Origin of the sequence: Azospirillum oryzae (assembly GCF_900177515.1) — a bacterium.
GTDB classification, from domain to species: Bacteria; Pseudomonadota; Alphaproteobacteria; order Azospirillales; family Azospirillaceae; genus Azospirillum; species Azospirillum oryzae_A.
Map to the genome: position 1 here is coordinate 1814710 of NZ_FXAK01000007.1, position 22408 is coordinate 1837117.

Consider the following 22408-nt stretch of genomic DNA (forward strand, 5'->3'; position numbering starts at 1 on the left):
GGATTATGCCCCCACCTTGCCGCTGCCGCCATTGGCGATGTCCAGCGCCTGCGCCAGCGAGGCGCGGTGGCGGGCCTTGATCTCCTTCGGCACGGCGGCGGCGGCAAGCAGGACCGCGGCGGCGGCGGCGGTTCCGGTCAGCCCGTCGCCCGGCGGCACCACCACAGCCGCATCCGGCGGGGCGAGGCTGCCGCCGGACCAGAAGGCGGCCATGGCGGCATAGGCGCAGGCGGTCTCGAAATTCATCGCCTCGGCGGGAGCGAAGCAGGCGCGGCGATTCTCCTCCGTCGGGCGGAAAACCCAGGCCTCCGCCGCCTCCAGCGCGGCCCCGTCGGCGGGGGCCGGCTCGGGAGGAAGCGCGCCGCGGGCGGCCAGACAGCCCCACCACACCGCCTCGCGCCGCGGCAGCGCCATGCCCAGCAGGCGGATGGCGTCCGCAGACAGCTCGGCGTCGATCAGCGCCTTCAGATAGGCGGATGTCGGGGCGTTCGGCGCAAAAAGCGCCTTCGCCTCCGGCGACAGGTCCAGCCCCGCGACCGCTTCGGCCGCGCGGGCGAAGCGCAACTTCGGCAACAACCCGATGTCCACCGTCCCAAACCCCGCTCGTGAAGACCGCCCCAGTCTGGACGGTGTTTCGTCAATTGATGGTTACCACGCCGCCTTGAATCTTAACCATCCCGTCACCGTTCACCTGCGTCATCGCACCCTTGATCTGCACCTGACCGTCGCCGGTGACCTTGACCATCAGGCCTTTGATGGTGACACCGCTCTGGTCGATCTTGACGCTGTTGCCGCCGACCTTCAGCTCGATGGAGGTCGTGGCCTCCATGGTGATCTTGCCGGTGCTGGCCTTCACCGACACGTCGCCCAGTCCGAGTTTCAGCGCATAGTCGCCCTGCTTCACGTCGATCGCCATGTTTCCCTGGCCGACGGTGAGGCTGTCGTTGCCCTGCCCGACCTCCACAGTCCGGTTGCCCTGGCTGACCATGTGGGTGTCGTTGCCCTTGCTGACGGTGACGGTGCGGTTGCCCTCCCCCACCGTCAGGGACTGGTTGCCGGTCGACACCTCGTGGCTGTCGTTGCCTTCCGACACGGTGATGCTGCGGTTGCCCTTTGTGATCGTGACCGTTTCGTTGCCTTCCGACACCGTTTCGGTCCGATTGTTCTTGATGGTGATGGTCTGGTCGTGATCGACGGTCAGCTTGTCGTCGTTCTCCACCATCCGGGTGAAGTCCTTCTGGGCGTGGAAGTAGATCTCCTCCGCGTCCTTCTTGTCCTCGAAACGCAGTTCGTTGAAGGTGGCCGTGTCGCCGCCTTTGCTGGAGCGCGTCTTGATGCCGCTCTGCGTCTTGTTGTCGGGCAGCGTGTAGGGCGGCATGTTCTCCGCGTTGTAGACGCAGCCGACGATCAAGGGCCGGTCGGGATCGCCGCCGATATAGTCGACCAGCACCTCCATGCCGACGCGCGGGGTGAAGATTGTGCCCCAGTTCTTGCCGGCCATGGTCTGGGCGACGCGCAGCCAGACGAAACTCTTCTCGTCGTTGGTCCCTTTGCGGTCCCAATGGAACTGCACCCGCACCCGCCCGTACTTGTCGCAATAGATCTCCTCGCCGCTGGGGCCGACCACGGTCGCGGTGTCCGGCCCATGGGTACGCGGGCGCGGCACCGGCGGCGGACGGAACACGGTGGCGTCGGGGATCGCGGCGAAGCGGCAGGAGAAGGACGGCGGAACGCCGCCATTGCCGAGATGGCTCTGGTCCTGGGCGCTCAACGCCAGTTCGGTCAGGACATAGCCCTTGCCGACTTCCGCCGTCACCGCATGGCCGGTCATCGAGATCTTGCCGCCGGCGAACAGGCCGCGATAGGTGGCGCTGCCCTCCACCCGCTCGTATCCGGTCTCCGTCTCCTCCATGCGCAGGCGGGACAGGGTGGTGCCGTCGGCCTTCACCATATGGCCGCCGGGATAGCCGAACATCTCGTGCGACTTGAAGGCGGGAACGCTGAGCACCGTCGTGGTGCTGGCGGTCAGGTCGGTGCTGGGCGTTTCGAAATTATAGTCCTTCAGCGTCCATTTGCCGGACACATAGGATTGCGAATGCGCCCAGCCGTCGATGGCCAGCGTGTTGCCCTGCACCGAGGTGGCGTGGATGACGTCCTTGTCCAGGCAATCGGTGTAGCCGGACGCGCTGTCGCTCAACACCAGCGTGTGCTTGCCGGCCTCGTGCTGGAAATAGAAATAGATGCCCTCGTCCTGCAGCAGGCGGACGATGAAGTCGTAATGGGTCTCGCGGTACTGGACGCAGACCGGCCGGGCGTTGTGGGTGCCGGACAGTCCCTGCTTCTTCACCTCGGTCACGCCGCAGTCGGACAGCATGGCGTCGACGATCTGCACAACGGACTTCTCCTGGAAGACCTGGCAGTCGGAGCGCAGCGTGGCCAGCCATAGGGTCGGCACGATCTCGGCGGTGTATTGGCGATAGCCGCGGAGCGCCAGCGGCCCGGCGGAAAAGCTGCTGACGATGCCGTTGATGATGCGGGGATCGCCGCCCTTGCGCGCGATGGACAGCGTCAGCGACTTCCCCAGGATGTCGGCCGGCGCGATCGTCATCCGCGAAGAGATCATCGTGATGGTGTAGCGGAACAGGCGCGACAGCCCTTCCTCCCCCTCGACGGCCACCGGGATCAGCACGTCCGCGCCCAACGGCGAGGTCAGCGACAGAAGCCGGCCGGTCTGCGAGATGGTGGGCGCATCCGACATGCGGGCTTGGTCCTTGATGAAGAGAAAGTGTCAGTGATGGCAGGTGCCTTACCCCCACCCTAACCCTCCCCCTCCCTGCGAAGCGGGGGTGGGTAGTGGTGGGGGCAAGCGCAGCCGAACTTAGGCGCTCTTGGTCGTCGACAGGTCGTAAGAGACCGAGATCGGCGTGCCGGCCTTGTTCTTGTCGTCGTACGGGATGAACTTGTACTCCATCTTGGTGAAGCTGATGGAGATCGACTCCGACGGACGGTCGCCGCCCGACGACATCGAGTAGGCCGAGACCAGGGCGTTGGTCAGGGTGTACTCGGCATAGGTGTTGCCCGGGCTGCCGGTGGTGACGAGGTGGATCTGCACCTTCTTGCCGATGGCGCCGGTGCAGGATTCGACGAAGAACTTCGGCGAGGAGCTGTCCATCAGCTTGGTGATGGTCACTTCCGACACCGACGGCTCCGACGCCTCGCGGTTGGCGGTCGAACCCGACGGGGTGCTGATGGCGCGGCCGACGCCCCACTGCAGCGAACCGACGTCCAGCCACTTCTTGTGAGTCTCGTGGGTGGCTTCGCCGTCGATGCCTTCGTACTTGATGTAGATCGCCATGTTGGTCTCCTCGCTCTTTAAAGGTCGGTCTTAACGGGTAAGCTTGATCTGCGCAGTATGGTTACGAAAGAATTGAGGCGGTTGCTGTGACGGGCGTCACCGCCCGGTCTTTTTTTCACGCTCCCGCCCCGGCCCTCCCGCTTCCCGGCGTATCAGGCGATGTCGTAGACGAAGCGGTCTTCGCCATCGACCGAAACGTGGACGCGGGTGATCGGTTCGCCGTCGCCCATGCGGGCGAGGATGCGGGACGAGATTTCCGGCAGCAGGGTACGGCTCAGGATGGTCTCGATGTTGCGGGCGCCGCTCGACACCTCCTGGCAGCGGCTGACGATGCTCTGCACCAGATCGTCGGAGTAGGAGAAGGCGGCCTTGTAGTTCTGCACCACGCGCTTGGCGATGCGGTTCAACTGCAGGACCACGATCTTCGCCAGATTCTCGTCGGACAGCTGGAAGTAGGGGATGACCGTGCAGCGGCCGAGGAAGGCCGGCTTGAAGCTCTTCTGCAGTTCCGGATGCAGCGCCTCCAGCAGCCCGTCGGCGTCCGGCGCGGTCTCCGGATCGGCGCACAGCTTGTGGATCAGGTCGGTGCCGGCGTTCGACGTCATGATGATGACGGTGTTCTTGAAGTCGATGTCGCGGCCTTCGCCGTCCTTGATCGTGCCCTTGTCGAACACCTGGAAGAAGATGTCCTGCACGCCGGGATGGGCCTTCTCCAGCTCGTCCAGCAGGACGACGCTGTAGGGCCGGCGGCGCACCGCCTCGGTCAGGACGCCGCCCTCGCCGAAGCCGACATAGCCGGGAGGAGAGCCGAGCAGCAGGGAGACCTTATGCTCCTCCTTGTACTCGGTCATGTTGATGGTGGTGACGTTCTGCTCGCCGCCATAGATCAGGTCGGCCAGCGTCAGCGCCGTCTCGGTCTTGCCGACGCCGGACGTGCCGACCATCAGGAAGACGCCAATCGGCTTGCGCGGGTCGGTCAGCTTGGCCCGGCTGGTCCACATCGCCTGGGCGATGGCGTCCAGCGCGTGGTCCTGGCCGATGATCCGCTCCTTCATGCGGTCGGCGAGCGACAGGATGGTCTTGATCTCGTTGGAGACCATGCGGCCGACCGGCACGCCGGTCCAGTTCGCGACCACCTCGGCCACCGCCTGCCCGTCCACCGCGACCTTGACCAGCGGATCCTCGCCCTGCAGCGCGGTCAGCTCGGCGGTCAGCGCGCTCAGCTTGGCATTCAGCGCCTCGGCGTCGAGCGGCTCGGCAGGCGCCGCGCCCTCCGCGGCCGGGGCCTTGGCCTGCTCGTGCGCGGCAACCAGCTGGTCGCGCGTCTCGTTGATCGCCTTGACCAGTTCCAGTTCCTTGGTCCAGCGCGCCTCAAGCGTCTCCAGCTCGGCCTGGGTGGCGGCGATCTTGTCCTTCAACGCGGCAAGCAGTTCGGCATGGTCGATGCCGATGGCCTCCTCGCGCTCCAGGATCGCGACCTCGGTCTCGGTCAACTGGATGGTGCGGCGGCGGTCCTCGATGGCCGGCGGAGTCGCGGTCTGGCTCATCGCCACGCGGGCGCAGGCGGTGTCGAGCAGGCTGACCGCCTTGTCGGGCAACTGCCGCGCCGGGATGTAGCGGCTGGACAGGCGGACCGATTCGATCAGCCCTTCGGTGACGATGCGGACCTTGTGGTGCTTCTCCAGCGTGGCGGTCAGGCCGCGCATCATGTCGACGGCGACCGGCTCCGCCGGCTCCTCCACCTTCACCACCTGGAAGCGGCGGGTCAGCGCCGGGTCCTTTTCGAAATACTTCTTGTATTCGGCCCAGGTGGTGGCGGCGATGGTGCGCATCTCGCCGCGCGCCAGGGCGGGCTTCAGCAGATTGGCGGCGTCGTTCTGGCCGGCCTGCCCGCCGGCGCCGATCAGGGTATGCGCCTCGTCGATGAACATGATGATGGGCTGGGTGGAGCCCTTCACCTCGTCGATGACGCCCTTCAGCCGGTTCTCGAACTCGCCCTTCATGCCGGCGCCGGCCTGCAGCAGGCCGAGGTCGAGCGACAGCAGGCGGACGTTGCGCAGGTCGGGCGGCACGTCGCCGGCGGCGATGCGCAGCGCGAAGCCCTCCACCACCGCCGTCTTGCCGACGCCGGCCTCGCCGGTCAGGATCGGGTTGTTCTGGCGGCGGCGGGTCAGCACGTCGATGATCTGGCGGATCTCTGCGTCGCGGCCCAGCACCGGATCGATCTTGCCGTTCTTGGCGCGGTCGGTCAGGTCGATGGTGTACTGGTCGAGGTTGGGGGTCGCCCCGCCCACCTTCGGCGCGCCGCCGGCAGAAGCCGCGGCTGCACCGCCCCCGGCCGCGGCGACCGGGGCGCTGGTCCGCGCCTCCGCCGTGTCGGCGACGATCTTGGGCAGGTCGCGACGCAGCGCCTCGGCGGTGATCTTTGCGAACTGGCCGGACATGTCGCGCGCCTGCGCCGACAGCGATTCGTCCGACAGCAGAGCCGTCAGCAGATGACCGGAGCGCACCGCCCCCTCGCCATATTGCAGGGAGGCCAGCACCCACGCCTCGCGCATCAGCTGGACGAGGTTGGGCGACAGCGCGGGGGCTCGGCTGTTGCCGGTCTTCAGCTTGTCCAGCACCCGCGTCAGGTCGGCCGACAGCCGGCCGGCGTCGATCTCGTAGACGCGCAGGATGGCGGAGATGTCGCCGTCCGCGGCCCCGATCAGCTGGAGAAGCCAGTGCTCGATCTCGCAATTGTAATGCGTACGCGACAGCGTCTGTCCGGCCGCAGCCTCCAGCGCCCGCCGGCACAGAGGATTCAGCCGGGAAATCATGCTCTGCAGATCGACCGCCACCATAGCTCCACCCCCTTCGTGTGACCCTTATCGTTCCGACTGGAAGGCCCTTCGGACCTTCTGCGGCCGGTTCCGCCGGACGGCGCCGAACGGCGCGCATCGGAAACCGGACCCGCTTGACCTCAAGTAACCGGCTGGCCCCCGTCCGGGCGGTTCATCCTGCGGCTGCAAGTCGAACTGTGGCCAAGCCATTTCGAAAAATCCACTGCGATACCTCGCAGCAGACGGATTGTCACTCCGCGACTTGCCCGTTTCACGCCCGCAACATGACGATGTGCGCAAGATATTGCATGCATGCGCGGTCGTGCATACGAACATTCCATGGCATGTCCAGAGCCTCTCCTTCGGCGTGCAGCCTTCCGACCGACTGCGGATGGGCACCCGGCGTCAGGAGCCGGGCCAGCACCGCTTCGCAGCGGCCGGCATCGTTACCCCGCTGGGAATGGCCACCGAGCCAGGCCTCCACCGGCGTCGCCTGGGTCGACCAGTCGAAGGGCGTTGCCAGCAGCGCACCGCCGCCGTCCGCCACCGCCCCGTCGATGGCGCGCAGCAGCGCCGGCGGCGAGGCCACGCAGTCCAGCACATTCATCGCCGCGACCAGGGCGAATTGCCGTGGTGCGAAGGGCGGGAACATCGCGTCGCCGATCCAGAAATCGACCCGCTCCGCCCCGGGAAACCGGACCTCGATCCGCCGGCGGTCATAGGCGATGCCGGAACGGCGCAGCGGAAAGACCGCTTCGCCCCGCTCCATCACCCGCCGCGCCAGCATCAGCAACGGCCAGTGCAGGTCGAGCCCGACCACGAGGCCGCCGGTCCGTTCCGCCAGTTCGAAGCTGGTCCGTCCGGCGCCGCAGCCGAGGTCCAGCACCGGCCCGGCCGGCAGAGCGCCCAGACGTTCCAACCCGGCGTCGAGGCAGCGCACCACCGATCCGCCCTGCCCCGACGGCGTCTCCGGGTCGAGGTCGGCGTAATGATCCCAGCCATAGCTTGACAGGTGCTGCCGCGTGGCGTTGAAGGCGCTGTCGGGGCCGAAGCCGTCGCCCAGCACCCCCTCCATCGCCGCCGGCAGGTCGGTGCGCGTGGTCAGCAGATGGCCGTTGGCCGCCATCCAGCCGCGCAGGTCGGGAACCAGGATCGGAACACCGTCGACGATCGGATATTCCATGGCGCAGGCGTCGTTGCCGCACACCAGCGTGCCCCAGCGCACCTCGTCCGCCGTCGCCTCTTCCACCATGCCCAGCGCCAGCGGCACCGCTGCCCCGCCGGTGGCGAGGCAGCGCGGGCAGACAGGGCGCAGGCTCTCGAAATGGCCGAGGCGCATGTGGTCAGCCGCCGATGATGACGGTGGGGCAGCCGGGCGGCAGCACCTTGCCGACCGGTGCGGGGATCGGGGCGACGCAACTGGTGTGTGCGGTCATGTCGTTGATCCGGGCAGCCGGCAGGCTGTTGATGAGAACGGTGCCCGATCCTTGCGAGATCATGCCGGGACCGGCGGGAATGCAGCCGGGCAGCACGCAGGGGGCGGAGATGTCGGTCAGCCGCGCCGCCGGCATCTTGCCGATCAGCACCGTCGGACTGCCCAGGATGATCGCCAGCGGCAGTCCCGGATGGGGTGCCGGCGCCGGCACCGGGGCCGGCGGGTGGATCGGTGCGTGGCAGTGCGGCGTGTCCTGCTTGATCAGGTCGCCGAGGCGGGCGGCAGGCGGCATCCTGGTGACTCCGGCCGGTCAGAACGGCGATTCGCCGGCAGCCACCGGGCTGCCGGACAGGAAGGGCGACGGGACGCCCGGCGATTGCGGCATGAGCGGGCGGCCGGCGCGGAACGTCATCCGCGACACCACCGTCTCGCCATCCTCCGCAAAGAAGAGGCACGGTCCTTCCAGCATCCCCGCGGCAATGCCGACCCGCGCCAGCAGCCGGCCGGAGGAGTCGCGCTTATCCACCAGCACGGGAATGCCGGTGTCCACGGCCACATCGACCGGAAAGCCGGTAGCGGCGTCTTTCGGGTTGTACCGGTCGGCGTCAGGAGTCATCGCAAAAGGCATCCCGAGGGGCTTCGTTCCGACGTCAGACCGGCAGCATTCATCCGCAATTGCGTTTCGTCAAGCTTGTCTGGGTAGCCCACCCGCTAATTTGTTACGCATCTGCAATATTTCGTTCGTCCACCCGGCCCATGACGAATAGCCTTGTCGAACCGTTATAAGTAACGCTATCAATTTTGTGGCCCGAACGCTTACTCCCAAACTCGTGGGAGGGCCGGCGGTCGGCTATCGCTTCCTTCATATGAATGCGGAAAGGGTGCTCTCCTTACATGGCGTCACCGCAGATTTTCGACATTGAAGAGCTTCTGCAGCCGATCGAGGGTGATTCCGAGTCTGGAATCGACCTGCGCGAGAACGCTTCGGCCGACTACTACACAGTCAAGGATGCGCGCAGCGCCGCCCGCGCCGCGGAACGCTCCATGGATGTGGAGGACGACGCCGGCGGGCTCCTGCCCGAATGGCGCACCATCCTGGAGGTCAGCCCCAGAATCCTGCGCACCCAGGCCAAGGACCTGGAGGTCACCGCGTGGTTCATCGAGGCGCTGCTGCGGGCGGAGGGCTATGCCGGCCTGCGCGACGGTTTCGCGCTGGCCCGCGGCCTGGTGGAGCGGTTCTGGGACGGGCTGTATCCCGCGCCGGACGAGGACGGCATTGCCACCCGCGTCGGCCCGCTGACCGGCCTGAACGGCGAATCGGCCGACGGCACGCTGATCCAGCCGATCCGCAAGGTGCCGCTGACGATGGGGGACATCCCCTACTCGCTCTGGCAGTACGAACAGGCCATCGAGCTGGCGAAGATCACCGACGAAGCACGCCGTCAGGCGCGAATCGACAACGGCGCCGTCACCTGGGAACAGTTCGAGCAGAGCGTGCGCGAGACGCCGGCCTCCGAGTTCAAGACGCTGGTCGAGGATATCCAGGGCGCCATCGACGAGTTCGAGGCGCTGGGCAAGACCCTGTACGACAAGGCCGGCTACGATTCGCCGCCCGCCGGCAACATCCGCAACGTGCTGGCCGCCGCGCTGGACGCGGTGAACTATGCCGCGCGCGACCGTCTGGCGACCCTGTCCGGCGACGAGCCGGCAGCGGCGGCCGACGCCCCCTCGGGATCGACCGAGCTGGTGGCGGCCGGCGGCGGGGCGGTGACCGCGACGGCGAAGGTCCAGGCCAGCGGGGCTGTGACAACGCGCGAGGAAGCCTTCAAGGTCCTCTTGCAGGTCGCCGATTTCTTCCGCAAGACGGAACCTCATTCCCCCATCTCCTACACGTTGGAGGAGGTGGTGCGCCGCGGCCGCATGTCGCTGCAGGAGCTTTTGCAGGAACTCATCACCGACGAGGAAACGCGGCGGCAGTTCTTCATCGCCTCCGGCGCCAAGGCGCCGCCGCCGGCAGAGCAATCCGGGTATTGACGATCATCGCCTATCCTACGGCGTGAGCAGGGAGGTCCGATCACATGGCGAGTATCCACCAGAAGCTGGATCGCGTGCGCAAGCCCCGCGTCCACATCACCTACGACGTCGAGACCGAAGGCGCGACCGTCGTCAAGGAGCTGCCCTTCGTCGTGGGCGTCCTCGGCGACTTCTCGGGCGATCCGACCGAGCCGCTGAAGCCGCTGAAGGACCGCAAGTTCATTCAGATCGACCGCGACAACTTCAACGACGTCATGGCCCGCATGACGCCTGGCCTGAAGATGAAGGTCGACAACACCCTGGCCGACGACGGCACCCAGCTGTCGGTCGATCTCGCCTTCAAGTCGATGGAGGACTTCGAGCCGGGCCGCGTCGTTCAGCAGGTGGAGCCGCTGCGCAAGCTGCTGGAGACCCGCAACCAGTTGCGCGACCTGCTGAGCAAGGCCGACCGTTCGGAAGAGCTGGAAGGCCTGCTGGAGCGCGTGCTGCAGAACACCGACGAGCTGAAGGCGCTGAGCGGCGAGCTCGGCACCGAGACGAAGGAGGGCTGATCTTATGAGCGACGCTCAGACCCAGGGCGCTGCCGCCGCCGGTGCGGTCGCCGAAGGTACCGGCCTCTCGATCCTCGACCAGGCCATCGCCGCCACCAAGCAGACCGAGCCTGATCGTGCGCAGGAGCTGCTGCGTACGCTGACCCAGGAAGCGCTGGCCGGCACGGTCACCTTCAACAAGAACCTGGGCCAGACGATCAACAAGGCGATCGCCGCGATCGACGCCAAGATCAGCAAGCAGCTCAACGCCATCATGCACCACGAGAAGTTCCAGAAGCTGGAAGGCTCGTGGCGCGGCCTGAACTATCTGGTCATGAACTCGGAGACGGGCTCCACGCTCAAGATCCGCGTCATGAACTGCCCGAAGAAGGACCTGTACAAGGACATTTCGAAGGCGGTCGAGTTCGACCAGAGCAACCTGTTCAAGAAGATCTACGAGAACGAGTTCGGCATCGCCGGCGGCGAACCCTACGGCGCCCTGATCGGCGACTACGAGTTCACCAACCACCCCGACGACATGGAGCTGCTGACCGGCGTCTCCAACGTCGCGGCGGCCGCCTTCGCGCCCTTCATCTCCGCCGCCAGCCCCAAGCTGTTTGGCTTCGAGGACATGACCGAGCTGTCGAAGCCGCGCGACCTGGAGAAGATCTTCGACAGCGTCGAGTACACCAAGTGGCGCAGCTTCCGTGAAAGCGACGACAGCCGCTTCGTCACGCTGACCATGCCGCGCGTGCTGGCCCGCATGCCCTACGGCGCCAACACCAAGCCGGTCGAGGAGTTCGAGTACGAGGAGGCCCCGTACGAAGGCGGCATCGCCCGGCCGATGGCCCACAACGATTACTGCTGGATGAACGCCTCCTACGCGATGGGCCAGCGCCTGACCAACGCCTTCTCGCAGTATGGCTGGTGCACGGCCATCCGCGGCGCCGAGGGCGGCGGCAAGGTGGAGAACCTGCCCTTCCACACCTTCACCTCGGACGACGGCGACAGCGACGCCAAGTGCCCGACCGAGATCGGCATCACCGACCGTCGCGAGGCCGAGCTGTCGAAGCTGGGCTTCCTGCCGCTCTGCCACTACAAGAACCAGGACTACGCCGTCTTCTTCGGCGCCCAGACCACACAGAAGCCCAAGAAGTACGACCGGCCGGAGGCGACCGCGAACGCCGCGATCTCCGCCCGCCTGCCCTACATCATGGCGACCTCGCGTTTCGCCCATTACCTGAAGATCATGGCGCGCGACAAGATCGGCTCCTTCATGGAGGCGAGCGACTGCGAGGCGTGGCTGAACCGCTGGATCCTGAACTACGTCAACGGCAACGAAGCCGCAGGCCAGGAGATGAAGGCGAAGTATCCGCTGGCCGAAGCCAAGGTGCAGGTGAAGGAGATCCCGGGCAAGCCCGGCTCCTACAATGCCGTCGCCTGGATGCGCCCGTGGCTGCAGATGGAGGAACTGACCACCTCCATGCGCATGGTCGCCCGCATCCCGCAGGCCGGCTGATAACCGCATGAGCGAGTCAGCGGCCGACTTTCATGCCGATGACGCGGAGGCAACGGTCCTTGAACGGCCGTTGCGTCTGCGGGCGGTCGACATGGCGATCGGCCGCGACGACCCCGGCCTGCTCGACGCCTTTCTGGCGGCGGATGGGCCGGGCGAGGCGCTTCGCCTGTGGTTCGGGATCACCCTTCCCGTTTATGACAGCCTGGACATGCTGCGCGCCGCGCTCGACCGCGACATCGCGGCCATCGACGCGCTGCTGTCCGAGCAGGTCAACGCCATCCTGCACCACAAGCGCTTCCAGTCGCTGGAAGGTTCGTGGCGCGGGGTGCGCACGCTGGTGAAGCAGGCGCAGACGGCCGAGACGGTGGTGCTGCGGCTGCTGAACCTGACCTGGGCCGAACTGTGCCGCGACCAGGAACGCGCCATCGAGTTCGACCAGAGCCAGCTGTTCAACAAGGTCTACAGCGACGAATTCGGCATGCCCGGCGGCCGTCCCTTCGGCGTGCTGCTGTGTGACTATGCGGTGCAGCATCGTCCGACCAAGGAACGGCCGACCGACGACGTGTCCGGCCTGAAGGGGCTGGCCCAGGTCGCCGCGGCGGCTTTCGCCCCCGCCATCGTCGGGGCGGCGCCTGAGCTGTTCGGACTGGAGACCTTCCACGAGCTTGGCCTGCCGCTGGATCTGAAATCGGTGCTGCGGCAGGCGGAATACCAGCGCTGGCACCGCTTCCAGGAAACCGAGGATTCACGCTTTATAGGCGTGGCTCTGCCGCGCGTGCTGATGCGCGAACCCTACGGCGACGATCCGCAGGCCCGCCACGGCTTCCGCTACCGCGAGGAGTCTCTCGGCGGTGAAGGCGGCATGCGGCTGGAGGATCACTGCTGGGGCAATGCCGTCTACGCCTTCGGCACCGTGCTGATCCGCTCCTTTCTGCACCACGGCTGGTTCGCCGACATCCGCGGCGCCCAGCGCGATGTGGTCGGTGGGGGGCTGGTGACCGAACTGGTGGTGCCGGACTTCGCCACCGACGCCACGAAGGTGGCCCAGAAATTCTCGGTCGAGGTCTCGATCTCCGACCAGCTGGAACGGGACCTGGACGATCTGGGCTTCATCCCGGTCAGCCGCTGCAAGGACACGCCCTATCTGGTCTTCTATGGCAACCAGTCGGTCCAGCGGGTCGGGCAGTACACCACCGCGACGGCGACCGCCAACGCCCGGCTGTCGGCCATGATGCGCTACATGTTCTGCGTGGCGCGCTTCGCCCATTTCCTGAAGGTGATGGTGCGCGACCGCGTCGGCGCCTTCGTCACGCCGGAGGAATGCGAGCGCGATCTGCAGAGCTGGCTGCACGGCTATTGCCTGGGCAACGACGACGCCAGCCTGGACCAGAAGGCGCGCTATCCCCTGAGGGAAGGCAGCATCCAGGTCCGCGCCATTCCGGGCAAGCCCGGCAACTATCAATGCGTCATCCATCTACGGCCGCACTTCCAGCTCGATCAGGTCTTCTCGACCTTCAAGCTGGTGACGGAGCTGGCCCAAACCGGCGGGGCAGCCTGATCCGGATCAGGTGCGCCATCCAGGGGAGAAACCGATCATGAGCGAAACCGCAGCCCAGCTGTTCCAGGCGGGCCGTCTCGACGAGGCGATCACCGCGCTGAACGGCGAGATCAAGAAGAAGCCGACCGATCTCGACCGCCGCGTCTTCCTGGCCGAGCTGCTGAGCTTCGCCGGCAACCTGGAACGCGCCGACCTGCAACTCGACACCATCGGTACGCAGGAACCGCAGGTCGCCGTCACCATGGCGCTGTTCCGCCAACTGGTGCGCGCCGAGCAGGCACGCGGCCAGCTGTTCGCCGACGGCCGGGTGCCGGAGTTCATCGACCAGCCCGCCGACCATCTGCGCCTGCATCTGGAGGCACTGGTGGCGCTCCGCGCCGGCGACACCGCCGACGCGGTGGCGAAGCTGGCCCAGGCGGAGGAGATGCGCCCGCCGGTGTCCGGCAGCCATGACGGCACGCCGTTCGAGGATTTCCGCGACCTGGACGACCTGACCGGCGGCTTCTTCGAGGTCTACACCAGCACCGGCAAGTATTTCTGGATCGCCACCGAGACGGTGGAACTGGTCGAGTTCCGCGCGCCCGAACGGCCGCGCGACTTGCTGTGGCGCCCTGCCCACATGACGGTGCGCGGCGGCCCGGACGGCGAGGTCTATCTGCCGGCGCTGTATGGCGGCGCCCCCGCCGATGCCGATGCCGCGGTGAAGCTGGGCCGGGTGACGGAATGGTCGGAGGATGCACCGGTGCGCGGGACCGGCCAGCGCTGCTTCCTGGTCGGGGAAGAGGCGGTGCCGATGATGCAGCTGGGCACGCTGGAGTTTTCGGGGGCGGTGTGAGGGTCCTGATGCCGGTGCCCCCTCCCCATCCCTCCCCCGCCTTCGGCGGGAGAGGGGGTAGGAGCTTTGCAGAAGTTCAGCGGCAGTCCCCTCTCCCGCGAAGCGGGGGAGGGTTAGGGTGGGGGCATGATCCCCCCGCATAGGAAAGCCACCATGGATCGCAACCAATCCATCACCCTGTCCGTCCTGGACCGTCTGCTCGACGACACGCCGGAGCACATGGCGCCGCGGCCGCACACCGTGGCGGACCTGCGGGCGGCGATCCGGCGCGACCTGGAGAACCTGCTGAACACGCGGCGGCGGGTGCTGGGCTGGCCGGACGACCTGACGGAACTGGCGGACTCGATCCTCGGCTATGGCTGCCACGACCTGCTGGTCGAGAATGTCGGCACCGAATCCCGCCGGCGCGAGGTGGTGGCGCAGATTGAGGCGGCGATCCGGCGGTGGGAGCCTCGCTTCGCCCAGCTGGCGGTGAGCATGGTCGAGAACAGCGACCCGGCCGACCGCACGCTGCGATTCCGGATCGAGGCGCTGATCCACGCTGATCCGGCGCCCGAGCCGATGGTCTTCGACTCGGTGGTCGACCCCACCTCCAACATGGTCACCGTGACGAGCAAGGCCCGTGGCTGACGAACTCCTCCCATATTACAACCGCGAGCTGACCTATCTGCGCCGCATGGCGGCGGAGTTCTCGGAGGCGCATCCGAAGATCGCCGGGCGGCTGCGGCTCAGCGCCGACGCGGTGGAGGATCCGCATGTCGCCCGGTTGCTGGAGGGCGTCGCCTTCCTCAACGCCCGCATCAGCCGCAAGCTGGACGACGAATATCCGGAGCTGGTCGACACGCTGCTGGATGTGCTCTATCCGCATTATCTGGCGCCGATCCCGTCGATGGCGGTGGTGCAGATGCGGAGCAGCCCCGACCTGACCGGCGCCCACACCGTGCCGAAGGGGACGGAGCTGGAGACCGAGGCGCTGCGCGGGGAGACCTGCCGCTTCCGCACCGTCTACCCGGCGACTCTCTGGCCGGTCGATCTGGATCAGGCGGTTCTGAGCGGCCGGCCACTGGTGGCGCCGCCCAACCCGCGGGCGGGCGACGCGGTGGCGGCGCTGCGGCTGACCCTGCGCTGCCGCGTGCCGGAGATGACCTTCACCGAACTTGGGCCGGAAACCCTGCGCTTCTTCCTGCGCGGCCAGCCACAGCAGGTCTATGCCCTGCATGAACTGATCTTCAACAACGCCGTCTCGGTGGCGCTGGCCGACGATCCGCATGATCCGAACGCGGTGATCCTCGGCCCCGACGCCATCCGCCCGGTCGGTTTCGGCGACGAGGAGGGCATGCTGCCCTACCCCGCCCGTTCCCACGGCGGTTACCGGCTGCTGACCGAATATTTCGCCTTCCCCGAGAAGTTCCTGTTCTTCGACCTGAACATCTCGCCGAAGGTGCTGCGCCGCGCCGGCGGCACGCTGGAGATCTTCATCTATCTGAACAGCACCGACGGCGACCTGGAACGCGCGGTGTCGAAGGACAATTTCGCTCTCGGCTGCACCCCGGTGGTCAACCTGTTCCGCCAGCGGGCGGAGCCGGTGGCGCTGACCCAGACCCAGCACGAGCACCGGGTGGTGCCCGACGCCCGCCGCCCCGGCGCGCTGGAGGTCTATTCGGTCGACAGCGTGCTGGCCACCGATCCCGACGGCAAGCAACGTCGCTTCCTGCCCTTCTACGGCCTGCGCCATGGTGGGGTGGAGGCGGTCAGCCGCACCTATTACACCGCCAGCCGCCGCCCGGCCGGGGGACGCGATCCGGGGACCGAGGTGCATCTGGCGCTGGTCGATCTCGATTTCGACCCGTCCAGCCCGGCGGAATCAGTGCTGTCGGTCGAAACCACCTGCCTCAACCGCGACCTGCCCTCGCAGCTGCCCTATGGCGGCGGCCACCCGCACCTGAAGCTGATGGAGGGAATGGCGGCGGTGTCCGGTGTCGCCTGCCTGACGCCGCCGACGCCGACCCTGCGCATCGCCGAACGCAAGGGCCACCGTTGGCGCCTCGTCTCGCACCTGCTGCTCAACCACCTGTCGATCTCCGGCGGGGCGGAGGGGACGGAGGCGCTGCGCGAGATCCTGCGGCTCTACGACTTCCGCGATTCGGCCGAGACACGCGGTATCGCCGACGGCATCGTCAAGGTGACGACCAAGCGCGGCACCGCGCGGGCGCCATCGCGGCCGGGCGACGTCGCCTGGGGCGACGCCATCTGCCGCGGCATCGACGTCGGCATCGAATTCGACCCGCAGCGCTTCAGCGGCAGCGGCATGTTCCTGCTGGCGATGATCCTCGACCATTTCCTGGGGCTGTACTGCTCGATCAATTCCTTCACGCGGCTGACCGCTACGGTCAAGGGCCGCACCGGAGTGCTCCGCACATGGCCCGCCCGCGCCGGCAACCGCCCGCTTCTGTGATCGACCGGCTGTTCCGCACCCCCCACCGCTTCGACTTCTTCCAGGCGGTGCGGGTGCTGGAATGGCAGGCCCGGCGCGATGCGCGCGACCCGCGCAAGGCCCGCCGCCACGCCGTCGGCCACGACCATGACCCGCGCGAGGAGGTGGTGCGCCTGCGCGCCGAAACCTCGCTGACCTTCCCCGGCAATCAAGTGGCTGGGGCGGAGCCGGGCCAGGATGGCCGGCCGCCGACGGTGGTCGGCGCCTTCCTTGGGCTGGTCGGACCTCTGGGCGTGCTGCCGCAGCACTACACCGAGATCATGATCCGCAGCTTGCGCGAGCGGAACCGGTCCCTGCGCGACTTCTTCGACGTCTTCCATCACCGCAGCTTCTCACTGTTCTACCGCGCCTGGGCCAAATACCGCCTGCCGGTGTCCTTCGAGCGCGGGCAGGGTTCGCGGGAGCCCGATCCGGTCAGCACCACGCTGTCCAGCTTCGTCGGCATCGGCCAGCCGTCGCTGACCAAGCGGCTGGTGGTGGAGGACGAGACGCTCCTGCATTATTCCGGACTGCTGTCGCGCGGGACCCGCTCGGCCGTCGATCTGCAGGAGATGCTGTCGGATTTCCTCGGCCGGCCGGTGACGGTGGAGAGCTTCGTCGGCGGCTGGCTGCCGATCGCGGCGGACGGGCAGACACGGCTGCCGACGCTGGCCGAGCCGGAGGGTCGGCATTGCCGGCTGGGCATCGACGCGCTGGCCGGCGACCGCGCCTGGGATGTCCAGGGCAAGTTCCGCCTGCGCATCGGTCCGCTGAACCACGACCAGTTCCGCGACTTCATGCCGGAAGGCCGTGAGTTCAGGAAGCTGCAGGATCTGGTCCGCATGTATGTCGGGCCGGAACTGGATTTCGAACTTCAGGTGACGTTGCAGGCGCCGGAGGTGCCGGGCGCCCGGCTGGCCGCCGGGGAGGACGACCGCGACGCCACGCGGCTGGGCTGGAACGGCTGGGTGCTGCACGCGCCGAGCCCGGTCGAGCGCAAGGACGCGGTGTTTCCTATGCAGGATTTGTGAGGCGCGCCATTGCGACGCCCCGCCTTAGAACGACGAGGACCCAATGAGCGACTGGAGCGCCGGCTATGTGTCGGACATCGAATATCTGCCGGGCTTCTACCGTGAACAGGGGCCGGCGCATCTGACGCTGAGCTGCCTGATCAACGGCATCGCCCCGCCATCCACGGCCAACGGGTTCGACTATTGCGAACTGGGCTGCGGCCACGGCACGACGGTGGCGCTGTTCGCGGCGGCCAACCCGCAGGGGCGGTTCCACGCGGTGGACTTCCACCCTGCCCACATCGCCCGCGCCCGCGATGCCGCCGAGGCCGCCGGCCTGACCAACATCAGCTTCCACGAGGCGAGCTTCGCCGAGATGGCCGAGGGTGAGGGGCCGGAGCTGCCGGAGTTCGACTTCGTCACGCTGCACGGCGTCTACAGCTGGGTCAGCCCGATGAACCGGGGCGCCATCGCGCGCTTCCTGGCCAAGAAGCTGAAGCCGGGCGGGCTGGTCTATGTCAGCTACAACGCCATGCCGGGCTGGGCGCCGATGATGCCGCTGCAGCGATTGCTCTACGAATATTCCGGGCTGGTCCATCAGCGCAGCGACGTACAGGTCAAGGCCGGGCTGGACTTCGCCGAACAGCTCTACAAGGCTGGCGCCAAGATCCTGGGCGACGAGGCGATGTTCGGCAAGCTGCGCGGCGAGACCAAGACGCAGAGCGCCACCGACCAGTCCGTCTATCTGGCGCACGAGTATCTGAACGGCAGCTGGCAGCCGCTCTACCATGTCGATGTCGCGCGCGAACTGGGCGAGGCGAAGCTGACCTATGCCGGTTCGGCCACGCTGTTCGAGAATTACCCGGACCTCGCCCTGACGCCCGACCAGCGCAAGGCGCTCGACAGCATCGGCGTGCCCAGCCTGCGCGAGACCTTCAAGGACTATTGCGTCGGCCGCCCCTTCCGCCGCGACGTCTTCGTGCGCGGCGCCCGGCGCATCAGCGTGGCCAAGCGCGACGCGATGCTGATGGACATGGCGATGGCGCTGACCATCCCGCGTGCCGACGCCCGCACCACCATCCAGGTGCCGCTGGGCGAGGCGACGCTGGAGGCCAGGCATTACGAGCCGATCTTCGACGCGCTGGCCGAAGGGCCGCGCCGCATCGGCGAGCTGATGGAGCTGCCGGAGGTGCGGCAGGCCGGCGGCAACCTGTCGGCGGTGGAGATCGCCGGCATGCTGACCGGCTCCAACCAAGCGATCCCGGTGCCGAACCCGCCCGAGACGGTAACGCCGCTGCCGGGCGTGCTTGCCCACAACCGCGCCGCCGCCAACGAACTCGCCACCAGCGAGGGACGCAAGAGCAGCGCCTTCGCCGCCTCGGTCGGCGGGGCCGGCCTGCATGTCAGCACGATGGAGGCGCTGCTCTATGACGGCCTGTGCGAAGGCGTGCCGGAGACGCTGGACGCACTGGTCGCCCACGCGATGCGCCGGCTGGCCGCGCCGGAGAATGCCGACGACGCCAGCCGCAAGGCCATCGCCGACAGCATGGACTGGTGCCTGCGCAACAGCCTGCCGGTCTGGCGCAAGCTGGGCGTGATCGGATGATGGACGCCGATTGGGACGGTCATCAGCCCGGCGGCATCGCTCTGGCACGGGCGTCCTGCATGGGACGCCGTTCCGCCTGATGCTGCCAGTCGATCGCCTCGTCCTCATCCTCCGCGCCGCTTTCCTCCGCGCCACCGGCCCAGGCCGGGACGACGGTCTGGCGCAGCTCGGCCAATGCGACCAGCGCTTCGCGGTCGCCGGCCGCGGCGGCGGCCTGGAGCCAGAGGGCGGCTTCGGCGGCATCGCGCTCCAGGCCGACCCCCTCGCGCAGGCACAGGCCCAGCCGGTATTGGGCGGCGGGGTGGCCCTGTTCGGCGGCGGCGCGCAGCCAGCGCACCGCTTCCACCTCGTCGCGGTCGACGCCGCGGCCGTCGAGCAGCAGCAGGGCGAGGTTGACCTGGGCGGGGGCGGAATGCTGCAGCGCGGCCAGCCGGTACCACAGCGCCGCCTTGGCCGGGTCGCAGGGCACGCCGGCGCCATGCTCATGCATGAAGCCCAGGTTGTTCTGCGCCCCGACATCGCCCTTGGCGGCGGCGCGGCGGTACCAGGACACCGCCCGGCGCGGGTCGGGCGGCACGCCGATGCCGTTGGCGAGCAGGAAGGCCAGCATGGTCTGCGCCGCGACATGGCCCTGGCGGGCCGCGCGCCGGTACCAGGGCACGGAAGCGGCGACATCGGCCGTCCGCAGCATTTCCGCCAGCCGGTACTGCGCGTCGCTGTCGCCCAGTTCGGCTCTCATCCGGGTCCAAAGCGTGGGCATGGCGTTGGTACCTTCGTCAATTGTCCCCCGAGGATCGGCACCACGAACAGCGCGCGAACCGGCTTTATTCCATTCGCCGCGGCGTTGTGGACCATCCCCCGTGCCCGAGTCTGTCCCCCCGCCGCCGTCGGTTCAACCTCTCCAGCCGGCGGTCGAGGAATTGTCACGCCGGCGCCTTTGGTTAGGGATGACCATCCGTTCGTGCCCTGCTATACCCGAACGTATAAGGGGAAAGGTGTGGTGATGCAGAGGATTGCCGGCTGGATGCGGATCCGGAAGACGACATGGTCCGCTGCCGCCCTGGCCGCAGCGCTGGCGCTGGCCGCCTGTTCCTCCGCTCCGAAACCGCCGCCGCCGACCACCATCCGGCTGACGGTGGTGGGGGCGAAGGCGCTAAACCCCGATCCCAGCGGCCGGCCGTCGCCGGTGATGCTGCGGCTCTACCAGCTCGGCCCCAGCGACGCTTTCGCCAATGCCGATTTCTTCCAGGTCATGGACCAGGACAAGGCGACGCTCGGCCCCACCCTGCTCGACCGGCAGGAGCTGGCGGTGCAGCCGGACGGCAGGCAGACGGTGACGATCCAGCCCAAGCCGGACGTCAAGACGCTGGCCGTCGCCGCCGCCTTCCGCGCCTATGAGGAAGCCGGCTGGCGCGCGCTGCAGCCGGTGGAGCCGAACAAAGCGAACAATTTCGTCCTGACCGCCAAGGACAGCACCATCACGCTGGTCCGGCAGGATGGCGAGGACGGCGATGCCGCCGCCACCGACGGCGAAGCAGAGGGCGACAAGCCGGCCGCGGACAAGCCCGAAGACGCGAAGCCGGATGCCCAAAAGCCGGATGCCGACAAGGCAAAGGCCGATGCGCCCAAGGCCGAGAAGGCCGAACCCGCGCCGAAGGCGACCGCCGACCAGCCGCCCGCCGCCAAGCACAACCTGATCGTGAAGGGGCCGTCATGAGCGTCCGGCCGCCGCCCGACAAGAATCCGTTCGACGAACCGGACGACATCGACGCCACCGTGATGCAGCCGATGGCGTTCCAGCGCCCGGCCGCGCCGGCCGGTGGCCCTGCTCCCGCTCCGGCGGCCGGGCTGGTGCCGCCCGCCTTCGGCCAGGGCGCCGCGTCCTTTTCCCCCTCCCCGGCAGCCTTTTCGCCGCCCGCCTTCGCATCGGCCAAGCCGGCCGCCGCGCCGGCTCCTGCGTCCGCCCCCGTCCAGGCCCCGTTCTCTCCCGGTTTCCGGCAGCTGGACGACGCGGCGCTGACGGCGTTGACCGCGGTCAGCGACAACCCGCTGGTCACCGCCGCGGCGCCCATCCTGGCGATGGTGGTGCGGGTGCGCGACCTTCCCCAGCACCGCGACGTGGAGTCCCTGCGCGAGCGGGTGATTGCGGAGATGCAGCGGTTCGAGGCGGCGACGGTGCGCGCCGGTCTGCCTGCCGCCCAGATCCGCAACGCGGGCTATGCGCTGTGCGCCACCGTGGACGACGTGGTGCTGGCGACCCCCTGGGGCAGCCAGAGCCTGTGGGCGCACAAGAGCATGGTCTCCACCATCCAGAAGGAGACCTGGGGCGGCGAGCGCTTCTTCGACCTGCTCGACCAGATGGCCGATGCGCCCGACCGCCACCTGATGGAGTTGGAGCTGTTCTACCTCTGCGTTTCGCTGGGGTTCGAGGGCAAGTACCGCGTCATGCCGCGCGGCTACAGCGATCTGGCGAAGCTGCGCGACCGACTGTACCGCGTCATCCGCAAGCAGCGCGGCGAGGCGGAGCGCGACCTGTCTCCCCATTGGCGCGGACAGGCCGACGGCTTCCGTCCGCTGGCGGCCACCGTCCCGCTGTGGGTCCCGGCGGTGATGATCGTGGCGCTGCTGGCGGCGCTCTATGCCTGGTTCGTCTTCGCGCTCGCCGACCAGTCGGACGCCGCCTATCGCCGGCTGGCCGGACTGATCCCCGACAAGCCGGTGCAGGTCGCACGGATCGAGGCGCCGGCCACCCTGCCCGCCCCGCCGCCCAGCCGGACGGTTGCCGACCGCGTCGCCGCCGCGCTGGCCGCCGACATCAAGGCGGGGCTGGTGGAGGTCAGCGGCGGCACCGACGGCCGCGTGCTGGTCCGCACCCGGCTGAACGTCTTCGCGTCGGGCAGCGACCGCATCGAGCCACGCTATGTCGAGGTGTTCAAGCATGTGGCCGAGGCGCTGCGCCCCGAGAAGGGCCGGATCGCCGTGATCGGCAACACCGACAGCGTTGCCATCCGTTCGCTGCGCTACCCGTCCAACCAGGAATTGTCGGAAGCGCGGGCCGACAAGGTGCAGCGGTTGATGACCGAGATTCTGGGCGCCGACGCCGCAAAGGACGGTGGGAGCCGCTTGAGCGCCGAAGGGCGCGGCGACACCGACCCGATCGCCCCCAACACGACGGCGGAGGGCCGGCAGGCCAACCGGCGCGTCGACATCGTGCTGGCGCCCTGACCGATG

Annotated in this window: 19 protein-coding genes; 11 read left to right on the top strand and 8 right to left on the bottom strand. The window is 68.0% G+C overall.

What is annotated here, in order from left to right; genetic code table 11:
* Nucleotides 1-3: 3 nt before the first annotated feature.
* From B9N97_RS21005 to B9N97_RS21035, 7 genes are all read right to left on the bottom strand, one after another.
* The gene (locus B9N97_RS21005; RefSeq protein ID WP_244560821.1) at nt 4-573 is read right to left on the bottom strand and encodes a DUF6931 family protein; all 570 of its coding nucleotides are present in this window, start codon (nt 571-573) and stop codon (nt 4-6) included.
* Nucleotides 574-637: 64 nt separating this feature from the next.
* On the bottom strand, nt 638-2758 hold the full coding sequence (locus B9N97_RS21010) for a type VI secretion system Vgr family protein (RefSeq protein WP_085089683.1): 2121 nt from the start codon (nt 2756-2758) through the stop codon (nt 638-640).
* A gap of 120 nt (nt 2759-2878) precedes the next feature.
* On the bottom strand, nt 2879-3355 hold the full coding sequence (locus tag B9N97_RS21015; protein ID WP_085089684.1) for an Hcp family type VI secretion system effector: 477 nt from the start codon (nt 3353-3355) through the stop codon (nt 2879-2881).
* 152 nt (nt 3356-3507) lie between these two features.
* Nucleotides 3508-6198 (bottom strand): type VI secretion system ATPase TssH, encoded by a 2691-nt coding sequence (tssH, locus tag B9N97_RS21020; protein ID WP_085089685.1) that lies wholly within the window; start codon nt 6196-6198, stop codon nt 3508-3510.
* 250 nt (nt 6199-6448) lie between these two features.
* Nucleotides 6449-7516 carry a class I SAM-dependent methyltransferase gene (locus tag B9N97_RS21025; protein WP_085089686.1) on the bottom strand — a complete coding sequence of 356 codons (1068 nt, stop codon included), beginning with the start codon at nt 7514-7516 and terminating at the stop codon, nt 6449-6451.
* A 4-nt stretch (nt 7517-7520) separates the two neighbouring features.
* Nucleotides 7521-7904, bottom strand: a complete 384-nt coding sequence (locus B9N97_RS21030; RefSeq protein WP_085089687.1) for a PAAR domain-containing protein — start codon at nt 7902-7904, stop codon at nt 7521-7523.
* 18 nt (nt 7905-7922) lie between these two features.
* On the bottom strand, nt 7923-8228 hold the full coding sequence (locus B9N97_RS21035; protein WP_085089688.1) for a hypothetical protein: 306 nt from the start codon (nt 8226-8228) through the stop codon (nt 7923-7925).
* A 278-nt stretch (nt 8229-8506) separates the two neighbouring features.
* Here B9N97_RS21035 and tssA point away from each other — a divergent pair, with 278 nt between their 5' ends.
* The 9 genes from tssA to B9N97_RS21080 all read left to right on the top strand — a co-directional run bounded on the left by tssA (nt 8507) and on the right by B9N97_RS21080 (nt 19177).
* Nucleotides 8507-9646, top strand: coding sequence for a type VI secretion system protein TssA (tssA, locus tag B9N97_RS21040; protein ID WP_085089689.1), 1140 nt, complete (start codon nt 8507-8509; stop codon nt 9644-9646).
* A gap of 44 nt (nt 9647-9690) precedes the next feature.
* Nucleotides 9691-10197 (top strand): type VI secretion system contractile sheath small subunit, encoded by a 507-nt coding sequence (tssB, locus tag B9N97_RS21045; protein ID WP_085089690.1) that lies wholly within the window; start codon nt 9691-9693, stop codon nt 10195-10197.
* Between the two features lie 4 nt (nt 10198-10201).
* Complete coding sequence (tssC, locus tag B9N97_RS21050; RefSeq protein ID WP_085089691.1) at nt 10202-11695, top strand: type VI secretion system contractile sheath large subunit; 1494 nt, start codon at nt 10202-10204, stop codon at nt 11693-11695.
* A 7-nt stretch (nt 11696-11702) separates the two neighbouring features.
* Nucleotides 11703-13253: a type VI secretion system contractile sheath large subunit gene (gene tssC / locus B9N97_RS21055; RefSeq protein WP_085089692.1), complete on the top strand. Its 1551-nt coding sequence runs from the start codon at nt 11703-11705 to the stop codon at nt 13251-13253.
* Nucleotides 13254-13290: 37 nt separating this feature from the next.
* Entirely contained in the window at nt 13291-14088 is a 798-nt protein-coding gene (locus B9N97_RS21060) for a type VI secretion system accessory protein TagJ (protein ID WP_085089693.1), read from the top strand.
* 153 nt (nt 14089-14241) lie between these two features.
* Nucleotides 14242-14718, top strand: coding sequence for a type VI secretion system baseplate subunit TssE (tssE, locus tag B9N97_RS21065; RefSeq protein WP_085089694.1), 477 nt, complete (start codon nt 14242-14244; stop codon nt 14716-14718).
* Complete coding sequence (gene tssF, locus B9N97_RS21070) at nt 14711-16543, top strand: type VI secretion system baseplate subunit TssF (protein WP_085089695.1); 1833 nt, start codon at nt 14711-14713, stop codon at nt 16541-16543. The genes tssE and tssF overlap by 8 nt, the downstream gene beginning before the upstream one ends.
* Nucleotides 16507-17592 (top strand): type VI secretion system baseplate subunit TssG, encoded by a 1086-nt coding sequence (gene tssG, locus B9N97_RS21075; RefSeq protein ID WP_085089696.1) that lies wholly within the window; start codon nt 16507-16509, stop codon nt 17590-17592. Before tssF ends, tssG begins: the two co-directional genes overlap by 37 nt.
* A gap of 43 nt (nt 17593-17635) precedes the next feature.
* Nucleotides 17636-19177 (top strand): class I SAM-dependent methyltransferase, encoded by a 1542-nt coding sequence (locus B9N97_RS21080; protein ID WP_085089697.1) that lies wholly within the window; start codon nt 17636-17638, stop codon nt 19175-19177.
* Nucleotides 19178-19199: 22 nt separating this feature from the next.
* On the opposite strand, the gene B9N97_RS21085 is transcribed toward B9N97_RS21080, so the two are convergent.
* Complete coding sequence (locus B9N97_RS21085) at nt 19200-19937, bottom strand: tetratricopeptide repeat protein (protein WP_244560822.1); 738 nt, start codon at nt 19935-19937, stop codon at nt 19200-19202.
* Between the two features lie 243 nt (nt 19938-20180).
* Between B9N97_RS21085 and tssJ the strand changes: the two genes are divergently transcribed.
* Together tssJ and icmH are read left to right on the top strand one after the other, a co-directional pair.
* Nucleotides 20181-20894: a type VI secretion system lipoprotein TssJ gene (gene tssJ / locus B9N97_RS21090; RefSeq protein ID WP_244560823.1), complete on the top strand. Its 714-nt coding sequence runs from the start codon at nt 20181-20183 to the stop codon at nt 20892-20894.
* Nucleotides 20891-22402 (top strand): type IVB secretion system protein IcmH/DotU, encoded by a 1512-nt coding sequence (icmH, locus tag B9N97_RS21095; protein ID WP_085089699.1) that lies wholly within the window; start codon nt 20891-20893, stop codon nt 22400-22402. The genes tssJ and icmH overlap by 4 nt, the downstream gene beginning before the upstream one ends.
* The last annotated feature ends 6 nt before the right edge of the window (nt 22403-22408 follow it).